This window comes from Afipia sp. Root123D2, assembly GCF_001425835.1.
Classification (GTDB): Bacteria; Pseudomonadota; Alphaproteobacteria; order Rhizobiales; family Xanthobacteraceae; genus Afipia.
Genome location: NZ_LMDP01000001.1, coordinates 1,267,090 through 1,284,799, shown reverse-complemented (window position 1 = coordinate 1,284,799; position 17,710 = coordinate 1,267,090). Strand labels below are relative to the sequence as shown.

General features: G+C 59.9%; 15 protein-coding genes and 1 pseudogene. 6 read left to right on the top strand and 10 right to left on the bottom strand.

Translation table 11 applies throughout. The features are described 5' to 3' along the window. Window positions 1-24 precede the first annotated feature (24 nt). Window positions 25-963, top strand: a complete 939-nt coding sequence (gene ku, locus ASC80_RS06340) for a non-homologous end joining protein Ku (RefSeq protein ID WP_056294058.1) — start codon at window positions 25-27, stop codon at window positions 961-963. 757 nt (window positions 964-1,720) lie between these two features. Here ku and ASC80_RS23615 read toward each other — a convergent pair. Then, window positions 1,721-2,533, bottom strand: coding sequence for a hypothetical protein (locus tag ASC80_RS23615; RefSeq protein WP_156464286.1), 813 nt, complete (start codon window positions 2,531-2,533; stop codon window positions 1,721-1,723). 252 nt (window positions 2,534-2,785) lie between these two features. Further along, window positions 2,786-4,420, bottom strand: a complete 1,635-nt coding sequence (locus ASC80_RS06320; protein WP_056294049.1) for a choice-of-anchor R domain-containing protein — start codon at window positions 4,418-4,420, stop codon at window positions 2,786-2,788. A 235-nt stretch (window positions 4,421-4,655) separates the two neighbouring features. On the opposite strand from ASC80_RS06320, the gene ASC80_RS23610 reads away from it, so the two are divergent. After that, window positions 4,656-4,943, top strand: a complete 288-nt coding sequence (locus tag ASC80_RS23610; RefSeq protein WP_056294046.1) for a hypothetical protein — start codon at window positions 4,656-4,658, stop codon at window positions 4,941-4,943. Window positions 4,944-5,211: 268 nt separating this feature from the next. On the opposite strand, the gene ASC80_RS06310 is transcribed toward ASC80_RS23610, so the two are convergent. The 4 genes from ASC80_RS06310 to ASC80_RS24325 all read right to left on the bottom strand — a co-directional run bounded on the left by ASC80_RS06310 (window position 5,212) and on the right by ASC80_RS24325 (window position 8,031). Further along, complete coding sequence (locus ASC80_RS06310) at window positions 5,212-6,330, bottom strand: phage major capsid protein (RefSeq protein ID WP_056294044.1); 1,119 nt, start codon at window positions 6,328-6,330, stop codon at window positions 5,212-5,214. Between the two features lies 1 nt (window position 6,331). Further along, on the bottom strand, window positions 6,332-6,667 hold the full coding sequence (locus ASC80_RS06305) for a hypothetical protein (protein WP_056294042.1): 336 nt from the start codon (window positions 6,665-6,667) through the stop codon (window positions 6,332-6,334). A gap of 15 nt (window positions 6,668-6,682) precedes the next feature. Continuing rightward, a complete protein-coding gene (locus ASC80_RS06300) occupies window positions 6,683-7,201 on the bottom strand; it encodes a hypothetical protein (RefSeq protein WP_156464284.1) in 519 nt (172 codons plus the stop codon). 161 nt (window positions 7,202-7,362) lie between these two features. Next, a complete protein-coding gene (locus ASC80_RS24325; protein ID WP_244487192.1) occupies window positions 7,363-8,031 on the bottom strand; it encodes a hypothetical protein in 669 nt (222 codons plus the stop codon). A gap of 224 nt (window positions 8,032-8,255) precedes the next feature. Here ASC80_RS24325 and ASC80_RS22960 point away from each other — a divergent pair, with 224 nt between their 5' ends. Beyond that, window positions 8,256-8,438 (top strand): DUF1508 domain-containing protein, encoded by a 183-nt coding sequence (locus tag ASC80_RS22960; protein WP_082512423.1) that lies wholly within the window; start codon window positions 8,256-8,258, stop codon window positions 8,436-8,438. A gap of 126 nt (window positions 8,439-8,564) precedes the next feature. Here the strand turns inward: ASC80_RS22960 and ASC80_RS23995 are convergent, their stop codons facing one another. Both ASC80_RS23995 and ASC80_RS24540 read right to left on the bottom strand, forming a co-directional pair. Next, window positions 8,565-9,947, bottom strand: coding sequence for a hypothetical protein (locus ASC80_RS23995; RefSeq protein WP_162244579.1), 1,383 nt, complete (start codon window positions 9,945-9,947; stop codon window positions 8,565-8,567). A 208-nt stretch (window positions 9,948-10,155) separates the two neighbouring features. Continuing rightward, window positions 10,156-10,287: a hypothetical protein gene (locus tag ASC80_RS24540; RefSeq protein ID WP_283805037.1), complete on the bottom strand. Its 132-nt coding sequence runs from the start codon at window positions 10,285-10,287 to the stop codon at window positions 10,156-10,158. A gap of 200 nt (window positions 10,288-10,487) precedes the next feature. Between ASC80_RS24540 and ASC80_RS06275 the strand changes: the two genes are divergently transcribed. Beyond that, window positions 10,488-10,745, top strand: coding sequence for a hypothetical protein (locus ASC80_RS06275; protein WP_056294024.1), 258 nt, complete (start codon window positions 10,488-10,490; stop codon window positions 10,743-10,745). A gap of 383 nt (window positions 10,746-11,128) precedes the next feature. Here ASC80_RS06275 and ASC80_RS06270 read toward each other — a convergent pair. Both ASC80_RS06270 and ASC80_RS06265 read right to left on the bottom strand, forming a co-directional pair. After that, window positions 11,129-12,373 (bottom strand): annotated as a pseudogene (locus tag ASC80_RS06270) (ComEC/Rec2 family competence protein); the annotation flags it as partial. 324 nt (window positions 12,374-12,697) lie between these two features. After that, window positions 12,698-14,374 carry a glutamine--tRNA ligase/YqeY domain fusion protein gene (locus tag ASC80_RS06265; protein ID WP_056294021.1) on the bottom strand — a complete coding sequence of 559 codons (1,677 nt, stop codon included), beginning with the start codon at window positions 14,372-14,374 and terminating at the stop codon, window positions 12,698-12,700. A gap of 391 nt (window positions 14,375-14,765) precedes the next feature. Here ASC80_RS06265 and gltX point away from each other — a divergent pair, with 391 nt between their 5' ends. Continuing rightward, complete coding sequence (gltX, locus tag ASC80_RS06260; protein ID WP_056294018.1) at window positions 14,766-16,208, top strand: glutamate--tRNA ligase; 1,443 nt, start codon at window positions 14,766-14,768, stop codon at window positions 16,206-16,208. Between the two features lie 133 nt (window positions 16,209-16,341). Then, entirely contained in the window at window positions 16,342-17,646 is a 1,305-nt protein-coding gene (gene gltA / locus ASC80_RS06255) for a citrate synthase (RefSeq protein WP_056294015.1), read from the top strand. Window positions 17,647-17,710: the final 64 nt, after the last annotated feature.

Sequence of the window (17,710 nt, the reverse complement as noted above, 5' to 3'; positions counted from 1 at the left end):
GTAATGTTGCGTAGGAGTGCGTCCATGGCCCCGCGAGCCAATTGGAAGGGTTTTTTGCGTCTCTCGCTCGTTAACTGCCCGGTCGCATTGTATCCGGCAACTTCCGACGCTGAGAAAATTAGCTTCAATCAGATCAATCGAAACACCGGTCACCGCATTCGGTATCTCAAGGTAGATGCGGAATCCGGTGAAGAGGTTGAGGCGGAAGACATCATAAAGGGCTATCCCGTCGACAAGGACACCTACATACAAGTCTCCAAGGACGAGCTTGAAAACATTGCACTAGAGTCCACGAGAACAATCGAGATAGACGAATTTGTCCATAGAGACGATATCGATCCTCGTTATCTAATCCGACCGTATTACCTGGTCCCGGATGGCAAAATTGGTCACGATGCTTTCGCTGTCATTCGCGAAACCATCAAAAGCATGGGCATGGTGGCGATTGGTCGCGTTGTTCTGACGAACCGCGAACACATCATCGGGCTAGAGCCGCTCGGCAAAGGCATCATGGGTACTTTGCTTCGCTATCCTTATGAGGTGCGCTCCGAGAAAGACTACTTCGACGATATCCAAGACGTGAAAATTACGAAGGACATGCTCGACCTAGCGAAGCACATTGTCGAACAAAAAACTGGTCAATTTGAACCCGAGAAGTTCGAGGATCATTACGAGTCGGCCCTTGTTGAACTGATCAATAAGAAACGTGCGGGCCAAGCAATAGACGCCCCTGCGAAGTCTCGGACTTCCGGTAACGTTATTGATCTGATGGACGCTCTCCGGAGTAGCCTAAAGGACGTCAAGCAGCCGACATCTGGGGCAAAACCTAAAAAAGGAAAGAAGCGCGCTGCTGGACAAGGCGAATTGCTGCTTCCTATCAGTGGCAAAGGCGAAGCCAAGGCAGAAAGGAAGAAAGCTGAAAAGCCTTCGAGGTCGACAGCGCGGTCACGGAAGGCTGGCTGACAGGCGCTCATCACCTTGCACGGCCTCAAGCGATTGGTAGAGTTAGCTCTGCTCAATGCTCGGGCTAGCCTAGCGCGCGATATCGAAAGGAAGCTTTCGGTGAAACAAAGCCGTGACCACACTGGCGTCGATGAAATGCAACCCTCAAAGCGCAAAAGGCGGACGCTAACCTGGCTGGATCTCTTGCCCCTGATCGTTGGGTTCGGCTGTGCAGTCGCTATGTGGTCGGCCGGCGTGGTGTGGGTGATCTATCGGTAAAACTATGTCCAAACGCCACCATTACCCGCACGACGACGGCCTTTCCGAATTGGCGCTGGGGTTTTTTTTCGGCCTCGGCGCAGGCCTGTGTTTAGTCGGGCTAGCGGCTGTGCTGGTTATCGCGTTCGTCCCGCAGTGGATTCCACCGACGATACTTGGGCTGTTAGCACTTCACTAATCGCGCTGCTTGCGCTCGCTGCACCGCAAACCGTACTGACAAAGCGGCGAGACTGTGCCTAGAGTGGAGAATGGGAAGCTCAGCGCCTTATTGCCCAACGTGCAGACAGCCGATGACGTCCATGTTTAAAGGACGGAAGAAAACATTCATCTGCTCAAAGTGCGACGAAGATCCGCTGGAATCTTCGAAGCTTCAGAAGCTGATCCGGGCGGTTAAGCCTCCGAAGGATTCGTCCGAAATTCCTGGCGAGTGATTTGCCCAGCGAATGCGCGCGGACTAAAAGTCACCGACGCCATTTGCGGTTCAACTTAAAAAATCAGATCAGCCTACAGACCAAGACTGGAAGATGCGCGCGAACCATGCATCCACTTCCTCCGGCGTGTTCATCATCATGTCGACATAGGAGCCGAGGCAAAATTTACCGGCAACCGACGCGCCGTACCTGTCATCTGCATCTAGCCTAACACGCGTGCAGTTCAACACCCCGGCGTCGATGATCTCAGCCGCCGACAGATGTTTTCCATTCAAAGTAAAATAGACGCCATTGGTGAGGTCCCACGCCTTCCACTTGTTTTCGTGGAATACCTCGAAAATGATATGCCCATCGTCGACGCCGTTACGCTCTTCGCGGGTCAGAAGATTGATTTTGCGCGCCTGGTAACCGAACTGCGGAAGCATCCACACCATCAATCCGGCGATGTATCCGCACCGTAGCCGCCACTTGTGAGTCCGGCCGGCATTTGCCATGGCTTGAAAATCTGCCTGCTCGTCCTCTGTACCATGTTCATGATGCCAGGACGCGCCCGAGATGAACTCATAAAGCCCACCCTTTGTCATGACCAATCGGGATTGAATCGGAGAACTTCCCCCATCCCAAAATCGGTAAAGGCCAGCACGATTGCAATCGAAGCCCTGACCAGCAAAAAGGTAGTTGCCGGGAGCCATGGTGACGGCATCACTCGGAAGAACCCTAGCCGCCATCGTGGATGACAGAGCCTCGGCAGGTGCGTTCGACGAAAATAACTTTACGACAGGCCGTCGTTCCGTGGTGGCAGACGCCGGGGCGGTGACAGCCGAGAGCGCGATCGGCGTGAATGCCACTAGTCCACAGAAGTTGCGCCGGGATACTGCCATTGAGGCAACTTACCGACTGCGGGGCAAACGATCAATACCAGGCCCACGGACATCCCTGGACGTCCATTACCAAGCCCCATATTGTTGACCCATTTGGGATCGGGTTCATTTCGATGGTTTATTTCTTAGTCAGCGGCGCCGTTGCGCTCGCTCTTATTGTCGTTGTGGTGGCGGGAGTCATCGCGAAACTTCGTGAGATGGAGCCGCCAAATTGGCGATAGCTCCCGGTCGAGGTCGCGCTGGCTGCGGCACTCACTCCCGCCAATCCAGCGTCAGACCATGAATCTTTACGTTTTTCCCGTTGAGTGTCTTGATGCGCGCCGCGAATGATGTCCCTGCAGTGCAGGCGGTGTCTGCTGTCTCTGCTACACTTCGTCCGCCCTGACTATTGGCGGTAACGAGCGTCAGTGTCGCAGCAGCCCAGTTCGATCCGCCGTCGCAAGTCACCTCGACTGTCAAATCAGTATTAAGTGTCGGCGTCGCAATGTTGTCGTATTCGAGAAGAACGCGGCCATTACTCACCGACGAGTCCGCGGTTTGCGCGGCTGTGACCAACGTCATGTTGTTGGGCGTGCCAACATAATTGATCTCCATACGCCAATCTTCAGACGATGGGAGATTATTGGTAATCGCGGTGATAGTTGCACCGCGACCAGACCCATAGCTAGCGCTGTTAGCCGCCGTGTCGAAAAATACGTTTGGTGTACCGGATACAGGGGTCACCACCAACCAATAGACTGTGCTGCCTGTCACGGACGGAGGCGACCCGAAGGTGAACGTTTTCGCCCCACTGGTCGTGATCGACGTTCCTGAACTTGAAGAACCGATCTTCGTTCCCGGAGAACCGGAATTATTCGAATAGAGGCGCGCCTCCCAGGTGCCGCCGGTAGTGACGCTGTTAACGCTCATGCGGGCAGTATCAATCGTGCCGTCCGATGGTGCGGTAAATTGCATCGCAAGGCTTTCCCCGTCCGATGACTGTCGACCGCCGCCACCGGTAGAGCTGAGGGCGAACGTTCCAGTCGTTGTACCCGAGATGGTTGGCGCGACATAGCCATCGGTCGAATTTACCGAATAGTTGGACGAGGCGCCGGTGTTGATACCATTCGACGCGTCGTTGGCGCCCTTGAACCCGACGAGCCCTCCTGGCTGGTAGGACACCTTCCCAAAGCCAAACTGATAAACCTTGGCAGCCCCCTCCGGATTAATCGGTGCTCCGCACCTATCCGGCCAATGCTTCAGAATGCGTGATTCAACACGGTCCGCATAAACCGTTGTCAGCTGCGCAAAAGCGCCAACGGTGAAGGCCGACCCTCCCGCCAAGCCGGCATCGCAAACCTTAAGCCCGCGTTGCGCTTCCAGCGCCAGCATGCCATGCGAAACCGGATCGGAGATTCCCAGACGCTCGGTAAAACCACTGCCAAACTCATCAGCTTTTTGGTTTCCTATCACCAAACGTAGCGAATGTGATGTAAACGCCGGCGAGTAGTTCCAACAGTCAGTATCGCACCGAACGAATTTGAACTCCTTGTCAGTTGTCTTGGCGTTTAGTTTGAAGAATTGCCGCTCACCGTCCGGGGAGAAGCCACCCACATAGAATCCGAGGTTCAACTCAGGACGGCCATCGACGAAAATCTCGATCATTTTTGGGAGGATAGCCTCGACGTCGGCGACGACCTGATCGATTGTCACGCACATCTGCCCTGTCATTCCGAGTTGTCGACACAACTCAAGCGGGCCGCTAATACCGATCGCGCATCGCGCATGAGGAAACGCGAAAACCTTTTGGCCGATGGTGACCATACGGTTGGTATTCGGATCAATGAATGCGCCGTCTGAGAAGAAATGGATGGCGTCGTGTGTCTGAACAACGTTGAGAGCGGTCATGGTTTTCCTTTGAAGAGCGAGCCGGTACGTCCACGGTCGCGCAGTAGAGATGTTGCGAGCCCGCTTGACCGGCACATGCAGCCGTGCGGTTATTCGACTTTTGGGTCGCGAGATGATTTTAGAGAATATTGCGGGGGTGCTAGCGGTCTTGGCGGGGTTCGCGCTGGTGGTGCGCTGGTGGCAAAAGCGGCAAGACGTTATGCGGTACGTCGAGCGGCGCGACGATTAGTCAAGGATGTCGTCGGGCTCCTCTGCTGGCGCCCAATTGATTTTCGATGCATCCGCCGGCGTCGCGCCCATGCTGCTGAGACAGAGCCTCAACAAGCTCAGCGATTTCGTTCCCATCTCCTGGCCCGACTCCAATCGCGCACGCAGCACCGCGGCAATGCTCACGATGCACCGGTCGCTGACGCGCAACCAGGGAAGTTCGGACTCAAGTGAGCGCCATGCGGATTTCTGGCCTTCGTTTAGCCAGGCTGGCGGATCACCGATCGGTGACGCGGTTGGCGTGTTTCGCTTATAGCGGTGTGGATTCTTGATGTGGCGGCCTTCGACTTCTGCTCTGGCCGTTGGAGCACGTGGTCTTGCCAACTTTCGCCCCTGGGGGTTTGATTTGTGGACACGTGTGAAAGTGGGTGCCGCCGGTCCTTAAGACGGAAGGTCGGAGACTTTTTTTCGATCAAGATTGGTGGCGGTCACCCAAGGGAACCGAGGATGACCGCCCTGCTCACCGGTTTGCGTCCGACCAGCGAGCGAACCGCGCACGCCGCACAACGCGCGCGGTTGGTTGGTTAGGTGCTGACCGACAGGTCGCCGGAGACCAACGCTTCCGGGCGCGTCACCACGAATGCGAGACGCGACTCAACGCGCACGGTCGCCATATTGGTAGAAAAATTGTCCCCGTCCTCAGTGGAGATAAGGACTTCCGTATCCAAGCGATCGAAGATGAAGCAGTTGTTTGCAAACTGCCCGACGAGAAATTCTCCCGCGGGGATGGACTGACTGGTGACAACCGGCAGATTCCACAACCGCGGCACCTGCACTCCGAATGGCGACTGTTGCGCGATGTAGCGATTTTCGCCGTCCTTAATTCCCAGCAACGAGCGCCAGTCCGTGCTGTTAAGCACAATGCCATCGGCAACCGCGTTCGCCTGCTCAACCTGAGCGAGAGCCGCGTTGATTCTATCGAAGGCTTGTTCCGCGTCGGTCGTGAACGGTGGCGCGTAAGCAGTCGCCTGTGGCACGATTCCATTCAGGTTTTGGCCGGTGCCGTTGCCGGTTAGAAGCTGCTGCTCCTCAACGTACTTCAGGCCGTAGGTGCCGCGTGAACCGACATAGGCTGCAAGGCTGGGCCCGTCGTCCAACATTTGCCGGCTAATCTTGAAGATGTGAGCCAGCGTACGAACCGGCGCGGTCAAAAGATTGAAGGTGATAGCCGACTCAGGCTTTGCAGTTGTCTCAGTTACCGGACGCGCGTTATTCGAAAATCCGGTTTCCTTAACCCACTCGACTGAGTTGCTGGTGGTGCGCGCCTGCGTGCATAGATCACGGATTGTAAGCTGGCGTTCATAGGGAGTGACGATGCCAGCCACGCGCATACCAGGGACCAACGACGTCCCTGCGGACCGGCCGGCGCCAACGGTCGTGTCTGCAGAGGTGATCGCGGCACGCTCACCGGTGATCTTCACAACTGCCTTGCCGCGGAAGGTCGAAGTGAGATCCTTGATCTCCCTCGAATCCAGCAGCGCGGCAGCAAGTGGATTGTTGTCGTTCGCGGCAACGTAATTGTTCGGCGCATCTTCCGAGCGCGCAGCGCGCTTTTCCAGTTCGCCGATGCGAGTGCTGTGATCTTCGCGGACCTCCTTAAAAACTTCGGTTAGCTTGGTGATAGAGTTGTTCAATTCACTCAAATTAGTAGTCCTTGTAAATGCTGCAATGTACAGCGATGGAATTGCGCAGGGCAGCAAGCGCGTCTTTCATTTCTTCGTCTTCACGGTATTCATCGAGAAACGAAAGTCTCTCACGCGCCCACAGCGGCACGTCTTCGCCGTTGGCCTCGGCACGCTTCTTTTCTCTGACCGCCGCTTCGATCTGGACGATGTGGGTTGCGAGCGGGTGACCTCGCTTTGCTAATTCCGCGAGCGCTTCTCGCGCGGCAGTCAGTGGCGAAGGCGAGAATTCCGACTGGCCGTTTCGCTCGGCGAATTTATCGTGGCCGTAGTGAATGGCCGGAGTGGTGTTGAACATTAGGTTTCCTTATGTTTAGGCGAGTGCCGCAGCCAACCGGCCTACGGCTACGGCTTCGTCCGCGTCGTGTGGCGTGTAGCCCTGCATTTCGAGGATTGCCGCAGCCAGGTCGTCGCCGCGGATGACGACATGACGAGCCGCACCTTCGGCATGGGATGCGCCGTACCGGAGGTGGTGCGCAGCGGTTGAGATGGAGACGCCGGCTGGATCAAGCTGGACAATCACTGACTGCAAACCGGCAACGGCCGCGCGGCCAGATATCCACGCCTCAATCAGATCGACGAGCACAAGGCCCTCCGCTGACTGCAGGCCGGCAAATTCACGCACTGATTGACCGGCAACACCGATGCCTCTGTCGGCGATGCAGGCGAGCGTGAGATAGGAAAGCTCTAATGGAGAAAGTCGAGGGTTCGACTTGCCGGATCCTTTTGGTAGTATGCCTGCATCTGACGCCGCGACCAGCAAGGCGCTTACGCGTCCGTGCGATAGATTCAACCGGCGCGAAATAATCCGCGCCGCCTCGCCCTTCATCATGGCGACGCTCCATAGCTTCATGATTTCATTATTTTCAATGCAAACCCCGACGCGGTTACATCCGCCGCCGCCGGAAAAATGTTGCCGGAATCGAACCGGCTAATTGCACATCACGTCGGGGAAATAATGCCCCTCGAATACATACGGTCCGGCGATATTATTTATGCCGCCCGCATCTGTCGGGGAGTGTTGTCATTCGCCGCGACAGGCATCTTCCTTGGCCTGCCGCGCTTTGCTCTTTCGGCGGGTATCTCGGCCCATTGATCTGCAGTCTGGTCGATCAGGGCAATCATCGCGTTTTCCACCGCGCTAGGGTCGCCGTAACAACCGGCTCTGCCGGCCGCTGCGTTGCCGTGCACTGCCCTTCCCATGAAGCCAACATCAGCGGCGCAGCCAGTATCCAACCGCTCAACAGGGCCGGGCGTGGCCGTCCACAACGGCATGATCTCCACCCAATGCATCGCCCGTTGCCGCCGGTAGTCTTCGCCCTCTGAGCCGCATTCCCTGAACTGCGAGCGCTCCGGGAAGACGCCGGTCGCCGGCAGGTCCAGGTGCCGCGCATTGACATTTGCGCGCGTGGCCTTCGTCTGCCGGCGGCTGCCCTTGCTCTGCCGATATTTCTCCGCGGTGGAGTGCCAGCGTCCGTCCAGGCCCAACCATTTCGAATGGTCTGCGTTGAACGTCATCCGCGCCGCTTCGTCGAGTTGGGCACCATAAGCAGGTCCCATGCCGGGGAAGCGGCGGTGCAAGATGCGGTTCAGCTCTTCTGGGCTAGGGCGCAGTTCTATTACGGTGTCGGCGCCGAGTTGGTCGTTGTCGTTTGTATGCATGATGTGCACCCATGATGGGTTTCGTCTCAGGCCATTTTCTGGCTCTTAGTTTCGTCCGACTGTGCCGCCGGATCGGAATCAAAACCAAAAAAAATCTGTGCGTGTCGGGGCTGCTGGTATTCAGGTGTCGACGTTTTCCGCGTCGTTAATACCCCTGCGCTTTTCGTCTGTTTCAGTGCGAATTAGTATTGGCGTGCCCATTTCGGGCAGGGAGAAAAATTAGAATGGCAAGTTGTACTGATAAAGGCGGAGATACTTGGGAAATTTACCACGGCAATGATGGCTATCGTTGGCGCAGGACTGCATCGAACGGCCGAGTCGTAGGTGCTGCCACGCAGGGATATAACAACCGTTCTGACTGCGAAGACAACGCCAGGCGAAACGGCATGACCTGTACTCCGAAATAATATCGGTGTGGCCGAGCCTAGCGGCCCGGCCACACTATGTTTCCCTTTCCATTTTGCCCGCGGATTCCTGGACACGCCGGTCGTTAGGTCGATGGTGCTGGAGTGTGATGGTTGCCACTTGGGTGCTCACGCAGCATCCCGTTCTGCATCCAGCCAAGCGGGCCAATCAGCGGGTGGTGGTGGCGGACTTCCGTTGGCTTCAGGTTGCGGCTCCGGTCTGGGCTGGCCATTGCGCGGCCCGTGCCACGACAGGCCATTCTCGTCGACGAGCGCAACGACGACGCGGCCGATAAGCTCGGGCGGCAAGGGCGGCTGGAAATAGAAACCCGCACCGACGACAAACGATTGCAGTTCGTCTTGGCCAGCCTGCTGCACATCCGGTTTATGGTGCTCGGTGGTTATGCTGTGCGTGAATTCCTCACCGCTTGCATCCGACAACGTAAGCACTAACCGGCTCGACGTCTCGCCTTCCACAACGTCCGCCTTGATGATTTCGAGACGTGTCTCGCCTTCCGCGAAAGCATGGGTTGCCTTGGCCTTGCGGGGTTTGGCCGGGTTGTCCGATTTCTGATTGCCCGATTTAGCTGGCCGCTCCTTCGGCTGGTAGCCCGTTGGCGCGTCCTCATCATAACGCTCGTCTTTCAACCAGCGCGCCAACGTGAAACGCGGTGCATCGGGTTTGCCTTGCGCGGCCCAAGATTGTTGCCATGCTGCCGCCGCCTCAATCACGGCAGCCAAATCCGTTTCCGGCGGTAACGCATTCCACGCCGCGCGGGCTTCCTTTTTACCGCCAGCACGCTCCTTGCCGTAGGTGCGCCATAGGAGATCAAAGGTGGGCTCGGCGTCGGCAAGGGCTGCGCCCTCTTCCTCCGCCGCACCGCCCGCAGCGGTGGCCGCAAGGCCATCCGCAAGCGGCGGCGCCGTAGGCGCGGCGGGGTCAAATCTATCTATCTGTATCTCGGCCTTGTAGGCCGGATTCAGTAGATAGGATTCGGTCACGCCAGTAGGTACACTAGCGCCGCTAGAGGTATCGCCCACGTGACCACCTGAGGTCGTGCCAGCAGGTACGCTAGCGCCACCACTGCCAGAGGTCACGTCAGCAGGTACGCTAGTAGGAAAACCAAAATTCAGGGAGTATTCGGACGGCCTGGTACCCTGCCCTTGCCGGACCAGTGCGATGGCTCCCTGCTCTGCCAGCCGACGCAGGGACGCGACGACGTTAGACCGGCTGGCGCCTGTCGCTCGCTCAAGATACCGCAGGCTGGCCCTGCCGTTCCCGTGTTTCGGGTAATAGCGATCGATGATATGGCGCGCGACTTTGTGGTCCAGGCGGGTCGCCCATGACGTATCGATGATCGCGCCGAGCAGACGATATTGGTCTAGAAGGCCACCCGGCTTTTTTGCTGGTGCCGCTGGCTTGTTGTCCTTATCGGCTGGCTGTGAAGTCATCGGCGCAAGGCTCGCTTCCAAAAGTGTTCTGATAATCAACCACGGCGCGGGCAATCTCATCGACTGCAGCCGGACTAAACGCACTAGTGCGCCCTCCCATCGCGTTCGGCGCGTACACGCGAAACGATTGATCGGGCCGACGCTCGATGCGAAGTCCGAACATCTTGATGCCGTGACAGACCTCGACGTCTGCGTAAGCAATCGTGCCGCTCCCGCGCACAGCGGGGCGAGTCTTTAGGACCTTCAAAGAAAACCTCGCTTTGTTAATCTATGCCTTCGGATTGAGCGCACTTTCGACGGCGCCCTTGACGCCCTCAAGCCACTCTCGCGGCATCGCGGCCAGAGGAGCATTCTCCCAAGATCCGCAATCCTCGCGCTCGTTCCAAATCTTGACTGTCACGGCATCACCGCCGTCATAGAGGAGGTCATCAACGTATCGACCGTCACGCAAAACCATTCCAGGACTCCGTCCTCTGGCTGGTTGCTCAGGTACCTCGCCCCGGCCCGGCCGGTGGCGATCAAGTTAGTTGGCAGGAACCTTGCGAGGGATACAGCGGGGCTGAACCATGAGTGCCGAATTCAAACAGATCGAGGCGCACAATGAGCCACCAGTACCGCGATGACACACCAAACTCGCATGCCTTTCAAATTTCCGTTCTGATCGCCGAGATGGAGCGAACAGTGGAGCTTTTGGGCGAAGGCATTGCCGCGAGCGAAACCCAGGCCAACGTGTTCGACAGGACTGCCATCGCCTATCCGCCCCTCGCCCGATCGCTATGGGAACGACAGACGAAACTAAGACAGACGATCTCGGACCTTCGGCGCCGAATTCCCGCGCCAGTTGTGGAAGAGGCTTAAGTCCCGGCAGCCCCCGGAGGGCGTCAATGCCAGTCGACAGATATACCTAGGCGTCGATGTCTGACGCCGTCAAGAAAGCAATACTAAATATACTTCGGTTCGCTAAATCCCAGCTGCAGCTCAACAATTATTTTTTCTTGCCGTTGAGGGCCGCAGATATCCGACCGGCAATAGTATCTGCCCGCCCTCCGTAGGGCGTTAACGGCCACACCGAACGTACATGGAACGCACCAAACCATTCCGGGACTATTTCCGGGAGTTTGCGCCGCCGTTAGCGGATTTTAGCCCTGCTATGGGCGCTTTTTGTTCGCAGTAGCCGTGATTGGCAACGTCAAAAACATTAGACAATTCAACGAGCTTACAGGCTGAAACGCGGTCTACGTCGTTGGCGCATTCAATTTCTGGAAGCTCGGATGCACCAGCGCCTCCGGTGCGATCATCAACACGACCAGCGCCGCCAGCGCCAGCGTGCGGAACGTCACCGCGCGGCGATCGACCATCACTGCGATCAGCACCACCGCCGTCATGTAGAACGAGCGCTGCGTCGCCACTTCCGCACCGGACAGCAGCAAGTAAAACAGCGCGGCGGCCAGCGCCGCGAGCGCCGACCATTTCTTGATCGGGAACGTCACGGTGAGCGCCGGGATCAGCGCCAGCAGCGCGCGGATGCCGAAGAACACCACGCCCGCCACCACCGCCATGTGATAGCCGGAGATCGACAGCACGTGGCCCAGACCTGAAATGAACATCGCGTCGTTGACCGGCGCGGAGATCGCGTCGCGCCGTCCGGTCAGCAGCGCGGTGGCGATGGCGCGGCTGTCGCCGGAGAGCGTGCCGCGAATCCGCGCGTCGATGGCGTCGCGCATGTCCTGCATCGCCTTGGCGTAACGCAGCTTCCATCCACCATCCGCCGGCGGATCGACCACCTTGATCGCGCCGAGCGCGAAACCGGATGCGCCGATGCCGGCGAAATACATGTCGCGGCCGAAATCGTAGGAGCCCGGCCGCATCGGCGACAGCGCCGGCAACAGCTTGCCTTTCATCTCGATGAAACTGCCGACCGGCGGCGCAGTGCCCTTCTTCACCGACAGCCGCACCCTCGTGAGTTTGGGCGCATCGCGCGCGCTGCTCATTTCAGCGACGCGCAACACGAAGCGGTCGGTGCGCGCTCGCTCTTCATGGGTTTCGACGAAACCCTTCAGCGCCACCGCAAAGACCGGCTTTGCCAGCACGGTGTGCGCGACGCGCGCGGTCTTCAGTGTCGCGGCGGCAAAGCCCGATGCCATCGCCGCGACCATCACAATGGCCGGAAACAACCGCCAGCGCCGCGCCAGTATCGCAACGGCGCACAGCACCACCGCGACCGGCACCACCACCGACGCGAACGGTTCACGGTCGGCGGCGAAATAAAGCGCGATGCCGGAGCCGAACGCCACCGGCACCCACGGCAGCAACCGGCCCGGACCGGTCTCGGCGCGGATCCAGTTGCGCAGCGTCTCTATGAAGGATTGCCAGAGGGTGTTGCCGGACAGCGCAGCATCGGCGCGTGTCGCCATGCGCGGCGGCCATGTGGTGGCCCGCCCCGCATGACCGCGCGGCCGCTTCTGCTCCCCGCCCCCGTTCGCCATTCCGCCGCCCGTGTGCCGGCCGTCCCCGGCGCGATGCTAACGGAAGGGCGCAGCGGCTGAACACCGGAACGGATGGAGAATCTGAGCGGTATTATTCGCGTGTGGGGATCGGTAAAATTCTCCCCGCTCATCTGAGGAGAGAGTGTGAATCTCAGTTGTCATGGGCGGATTTATTCCGGCCATCCCGCTTAGGGACGCACCGTGCCCGCCTCGCCGGGATCACCGGGACATAGGCGAGCGGAAGCGACGCCGTTCTTCGAACGGCTATGCCCGGTGATGACAGTCAGAAGTTGACGCACCTTCAGCGCAACTGGCCCCGCGCCCCTACCCCGCCGCCGACACCTTCGCCCACGTATCGCGCAGGCCGACGGTGCGGTTGAACACCAGTTTGCCGGGCGTCGAATCCTTGTCGCGGACGAAATAGCCCTGACGTTCGAACTGAACGGCGCCGTCGAAATTGTCACTCGCCAGCGCCGGTTCGACCACCGCGCCACTGAGCACTTCGATCGACTCCGGATTGATCTGCGCGGCGAAGTTGGCGGCGTCGGGCTGTGGCGTCGCGAACAGGTGATTGTAGATCCGCACCTCGGCCGGAATGCCCTCGGTGGCGCTGACCCAGTGGATCGTCGCCTTGACCTTGCGGCCGTCCGGCGCGTTGCCGCCGCGCGTTTCAGGATCATACGTGCAGCGCAGCTCGACGATCTCGCCGGATGCGTCCTTGATGACCTCGCGGCAGGTAATGAAGAAGGCATAGCGCAGCCGCACCTCGCGGCCCGGCGCGAGGCGGAAGAATTTCTTCGGCGGGTCTTCCATGAAGTCGTCGCGCTCGATGTAGATCTCGCGCCCGAACGGAATGGTGCGCGTGCCTTGCGCCGCGTCGTCCGGATGGTTGACCGCTTCGAGCTGTTCGATCTGCCCTTCGGGGTAATTCTCGATCACCACCTTGATCGGCCGCAGCACCGCCATGCGGCGCGGCGCACTCGAATTGAGCGCCTCGCGAATGCTGAATTCGAACATGCCGATGTCGACGGTCGAGTTCGCCTTGGCGACGCCGATGCGCTTGACGAAATCGCGCAATGCTGCCGCCGGCACGCCGCGCCGCTGCAATCCGGCGAGCGTCGGCATCCGCGGATCGTCCCAGCCCGAGACGTGACCGCCGCGCACCAGTTCGGTCAGCACGCGCTTGGACAGCAGCGTGTGGGTGACGTTGAGGCGCGCGAACTCATACTGGCGCGGCCGCGACGGCACCGGCAGATTCTCGATGAACCAGTCGTAGAGCGGACGATGATCCTCGAACTCCAGCGTGCAGATCGAATGGGTGATGTGCTCGATGGCGTCCGACTGGCCGTGGGCGAAATCGTAGCTCGGATAGATGTGCCAGGTGTTGCCGGTACGCGGATGATGCGCATTCAGGATGCGATAGAGCACCGGGTCGCGCAGGTTGATGTTGCCCGAGCCCATGTCGATCTTGGCGCGCAGCACGCGGGCGCCGTTGGGAAACTCGCCGGCGCGCATCCGCGCGAACAGGTCGAGGTTTTCCTCCACCGGCCGGTTGCGGAACGGGCTGTTCTGTCCGGCCTCCGTGAGCGTGCCGCGGGTGAGACGGATTTCGTCCTGGGTCTGGTCGTCGACATAGGCCTTGCCGGCGCGGATCAGGTCCTGCGCCCAGCCGTAAAGCTGCTCGAAATAATCCGAGGCGAAATGCAGATGCTCGCCCCAGTCGAAGCCGAGCCAGCGGACGTCGCGCTGGATCGCGTCGATATATTCCTGCTCTTCCTTGGCCGGGTTGGTGTCGTCGAAGCGCAGATGACAGCGGCCGCCGAACTCCTCGGCGATGCCGAAGTTGAGACAGATCGACTTGGCGTGGCCAAGATGCAGGTAGCCGTTGGGCTCCGGCGGAAAACGCGTCACCACGCCCTTGTGCTTGCCAGTGGCGAGGTCCGCCGCGACAATATCGCGGATGAAGTCGCGGCTCGCTTCCAGCGCCGATTCGTCAGTCATTTGGTCCCTTTCAACCCAGTGTGGCGGTTCGCACGCCCGCATCATTTCGGTGCCCGTTCGTTTGCGGGCGTGCGAACCGAAGCCACACTGGAAATACGACTTCCAATGTCCTTTTGAATTCGAAGTTCGCTACGGAAGATGCCGCGAAATGAGGCGAACTTCGGATTCAGGACATTGGGCTCTATGTGCCAAATCCGGGCCGCCGCGCCAAGGGGCGGAGCTTGGTTCCGGAAGGAAGCTGCGCCCCTCGGGGGACCATCCGCAACAGTTCGTTAGCCAGACCGGCAATTTCGCAGGACGGTGAGACAGCCTGCTGCCAGTGTGATAAACGCCGCGCCCAAGAACATCGCGCACCTCCCCATCCGCATTTGAAAGTGACAGCCCGCCCGAAATGACTGAACCCATCGTCACCCGCTTCGCGCCGTCCCCGACCGGCTTCCTCCACATCGGCGGCGCGCGCACCGCGCTGTTCAACTGGCTTTACGCCCGCAAGCGCGGCGGGAAGATGCTGCTGCGGATCGAGGACACCGATCGCGAACGCTCGACCGACGCGGCGATCGGGGCCATCCTCGACGGCCTGAAATGGCTCGGCATCGATTGGGACGGCGACACGGTTTATCAGTTCCAGAATGCATCCCGACATCGTGAGGTCGCCGAGCAGTTGCTCGCCGCCGGCAAGGCCTACCGCTGCTACGCCTCGCCCGAGGAACTGACGCAGATGCGCGAGGCCGCCAAGGCCGAAGGCCGCGCCATGCGCTACGACGGCCGCTGGCGCGACCGCGATCCGTCCGAGGCACCGGCCGGCGTCAAGCCGGTGATCCGCCTCAAGGCGCCGCAGACCGGCGAGACCGTGATCGACGATCAGGTCCAGGGCCGCGTCACATGGCAGAACGAGAATCTCGACGACCTCGTGCTGCTGCGCTCCGACGGTAACCCGACCTACATGCTCGCCGTGGTGGTCGACGACCACGACATGGGCGTGACCCACGTCATTCGCGGCGACGATCACCTGATCAACGCCGCGCGCCAGAAACATATCTACGATGCGCTCGGATGGACCGTGCCGGTGATGGCACACATTCCGCTGATCCACGGGCCGGACGGATCGAAACTCTCGAAGCGCCACGGCGCGCTCGGCGTCGATGCCTATCGTGCAATGGGCTACCTCCCCGCCGCCGTGCGCAACTATCTGGTCCGGCTCGGCTGGAGCCATGGCGACCAGGAGATCTTCTCGACGCAGGAGATGATCGACGCCTTCGATCTTCCGGCCATCGGCCGCTCCGCCGCGCGATTCGATTTCGCCAAGCTGGAAAATCTCAACGGCCACTACATCCGCACCACGCCGGATGATGAACTGGCGAAGGCCTTCGAGGACGTGCTGCAATTCGTTCCCGGCGGCGACGCCATCGCGGCCAAGCTCACCGATGAGACCCGGAGCCAGCTCCTGCGGGCGATGCCGGGACTGAAGGAGCGCGCCAAGACGCTGGTCGAGCTGATCGACAGCGCACACTTCATTTTCGCCGAGCGGCCGCTGCCGATTGAACCGAAAGCCGCCGCGCTGCTGACCCCGGAGACACGAGCCCTGATCGGACGCCTTCACGATACCTTGATGCCGGTCGAACCGTGGACCGCCGCCGCGATCGAAGCGGCGATGCGTGCCTTCGCCGAGCAAAACAGCCTGAAGCTCGGCGCTGTTGCCCAGCCCCTGCGCGTGGCGCTGACCGGGCGCACCACCTCGCCCGGTATTTTCGACGTTCTGGCGGTTCTGGGCCGCGACACATGCCTGAATCGGCTGCAGGATCAGGCGCAGGCGGCCCCTCCGAAAGCGGGATAGGGGCCGTCTTGCAGCGCACTCGCCAATGAGCTACCCATCCTGCTGACCTCATCTGGACCGGAGCTTGCCGCGCCATATATGGCAAGACGACCTCCTCGTCCGCCCTGCCCTCCTGTCATCGGGGACATTTACGATGGATGCAAAAACCAACCAGAAAACCGCAACGCTGACCGCGGACGGCAAGTCCGCGCAATTCCCGGTGAAAAGCGGAACGATCGGGCCGGACGTTATCGACATCAGCAAGCTGTATGCCCAGACCGGCATGTTCACCTACGATCCCGGCTTCACCTCGACGGGAAGCTGCGAGTCCAAGATCACCTACATCGACGGCGACGAAGGCGTTCTGCTGTATCGCGGTTATCCGATCGAACAGCTCGCCGAAAAAGGCGATTTCCTCGAGACCTGTTACCTGCTGCTGTACGGCGAACTGCCGACCGACGCGCAGAAAAAGGATTTCGACTATCGCGTCACGCACCACACCATGGTGCACGAGCAGATGGCCCGCTTCTTCCAGGCCTTCCGCCGCGACGCTCACCCGATGGCGATCATGGTCGCCTCGGTCGGCGCGCTCGCTGCCTTCTATCACGACTCGACCGACATCAACGATCCGCACCAGCGCATGGTCGCCTCGATGCGCATGATCGCCAAGGTGCCGACGCTGGCCGCGATGGCCTACAAATATACGGTCGGCCAGCCGTTCGTGTATCCGAAGAACGCGCTCGGCTTCGCCGAGAACTTCCTGCAGATGTGCTTCGCGGTGCCGTGCGAGGAGTTCAAGATCAACCCGGTCATGGCCGAGGCGCTGGACAAGATCTTCATCCTCCACGCCGACCATGAGCAGAACGCCTCGACCTCGACCGTGCGCATCGCCGGTTCGTCTGGCGCCAACCCGTTCGCCTGCATCGCCGCCGGCATCGCCTGCCTGTGGGGCCCGGCGCATGGCGGCGCCAACGAAGCTGCGCTCGCGATGCTCGCCGAGATCGGCACCGTCGACAAGATTCCCGAGTTCATCGAGAAGGTGAAGGACAAGAATTCCAACGTCCGCCTGATGGGCTTCGGTCATCGCGTCTACAAGAACTACGACCCGCGCGCGAAGATCATGCAGCAGATGTGCCACAAGGTGCTCAAGGAAACCGGGCACCAGAACGACCCGCTGCTGGAAGTCGCGCTGGAGCTCGAAAAGATCGCGCTGCACGATCCTTACTTCGTCGAGCGCAAGCTCTATCCGAACGTCGATTTCTATTCGGGCATCACGCTGAAGGCGATGGGCTTCCCGACCTCGATGTTCACCGTGCTGTTCGCGGTCGCCCGCACCGTCGGCTGGATCAGCCAGTGGAGCGAGATGATCGAGGACCCGCAGCAGAAGATCGGCCGTCCGCGCCAGCTCTACACCGGCGCCACCCGCCGCGATTACATGCCGCTGTCGTCGCGCAAGTAATTTTCACGGCTCTGAAAATGCAGAACGGCCGGTGCTTTTGCACCGGCCGTTCTGTTTGTGCTCC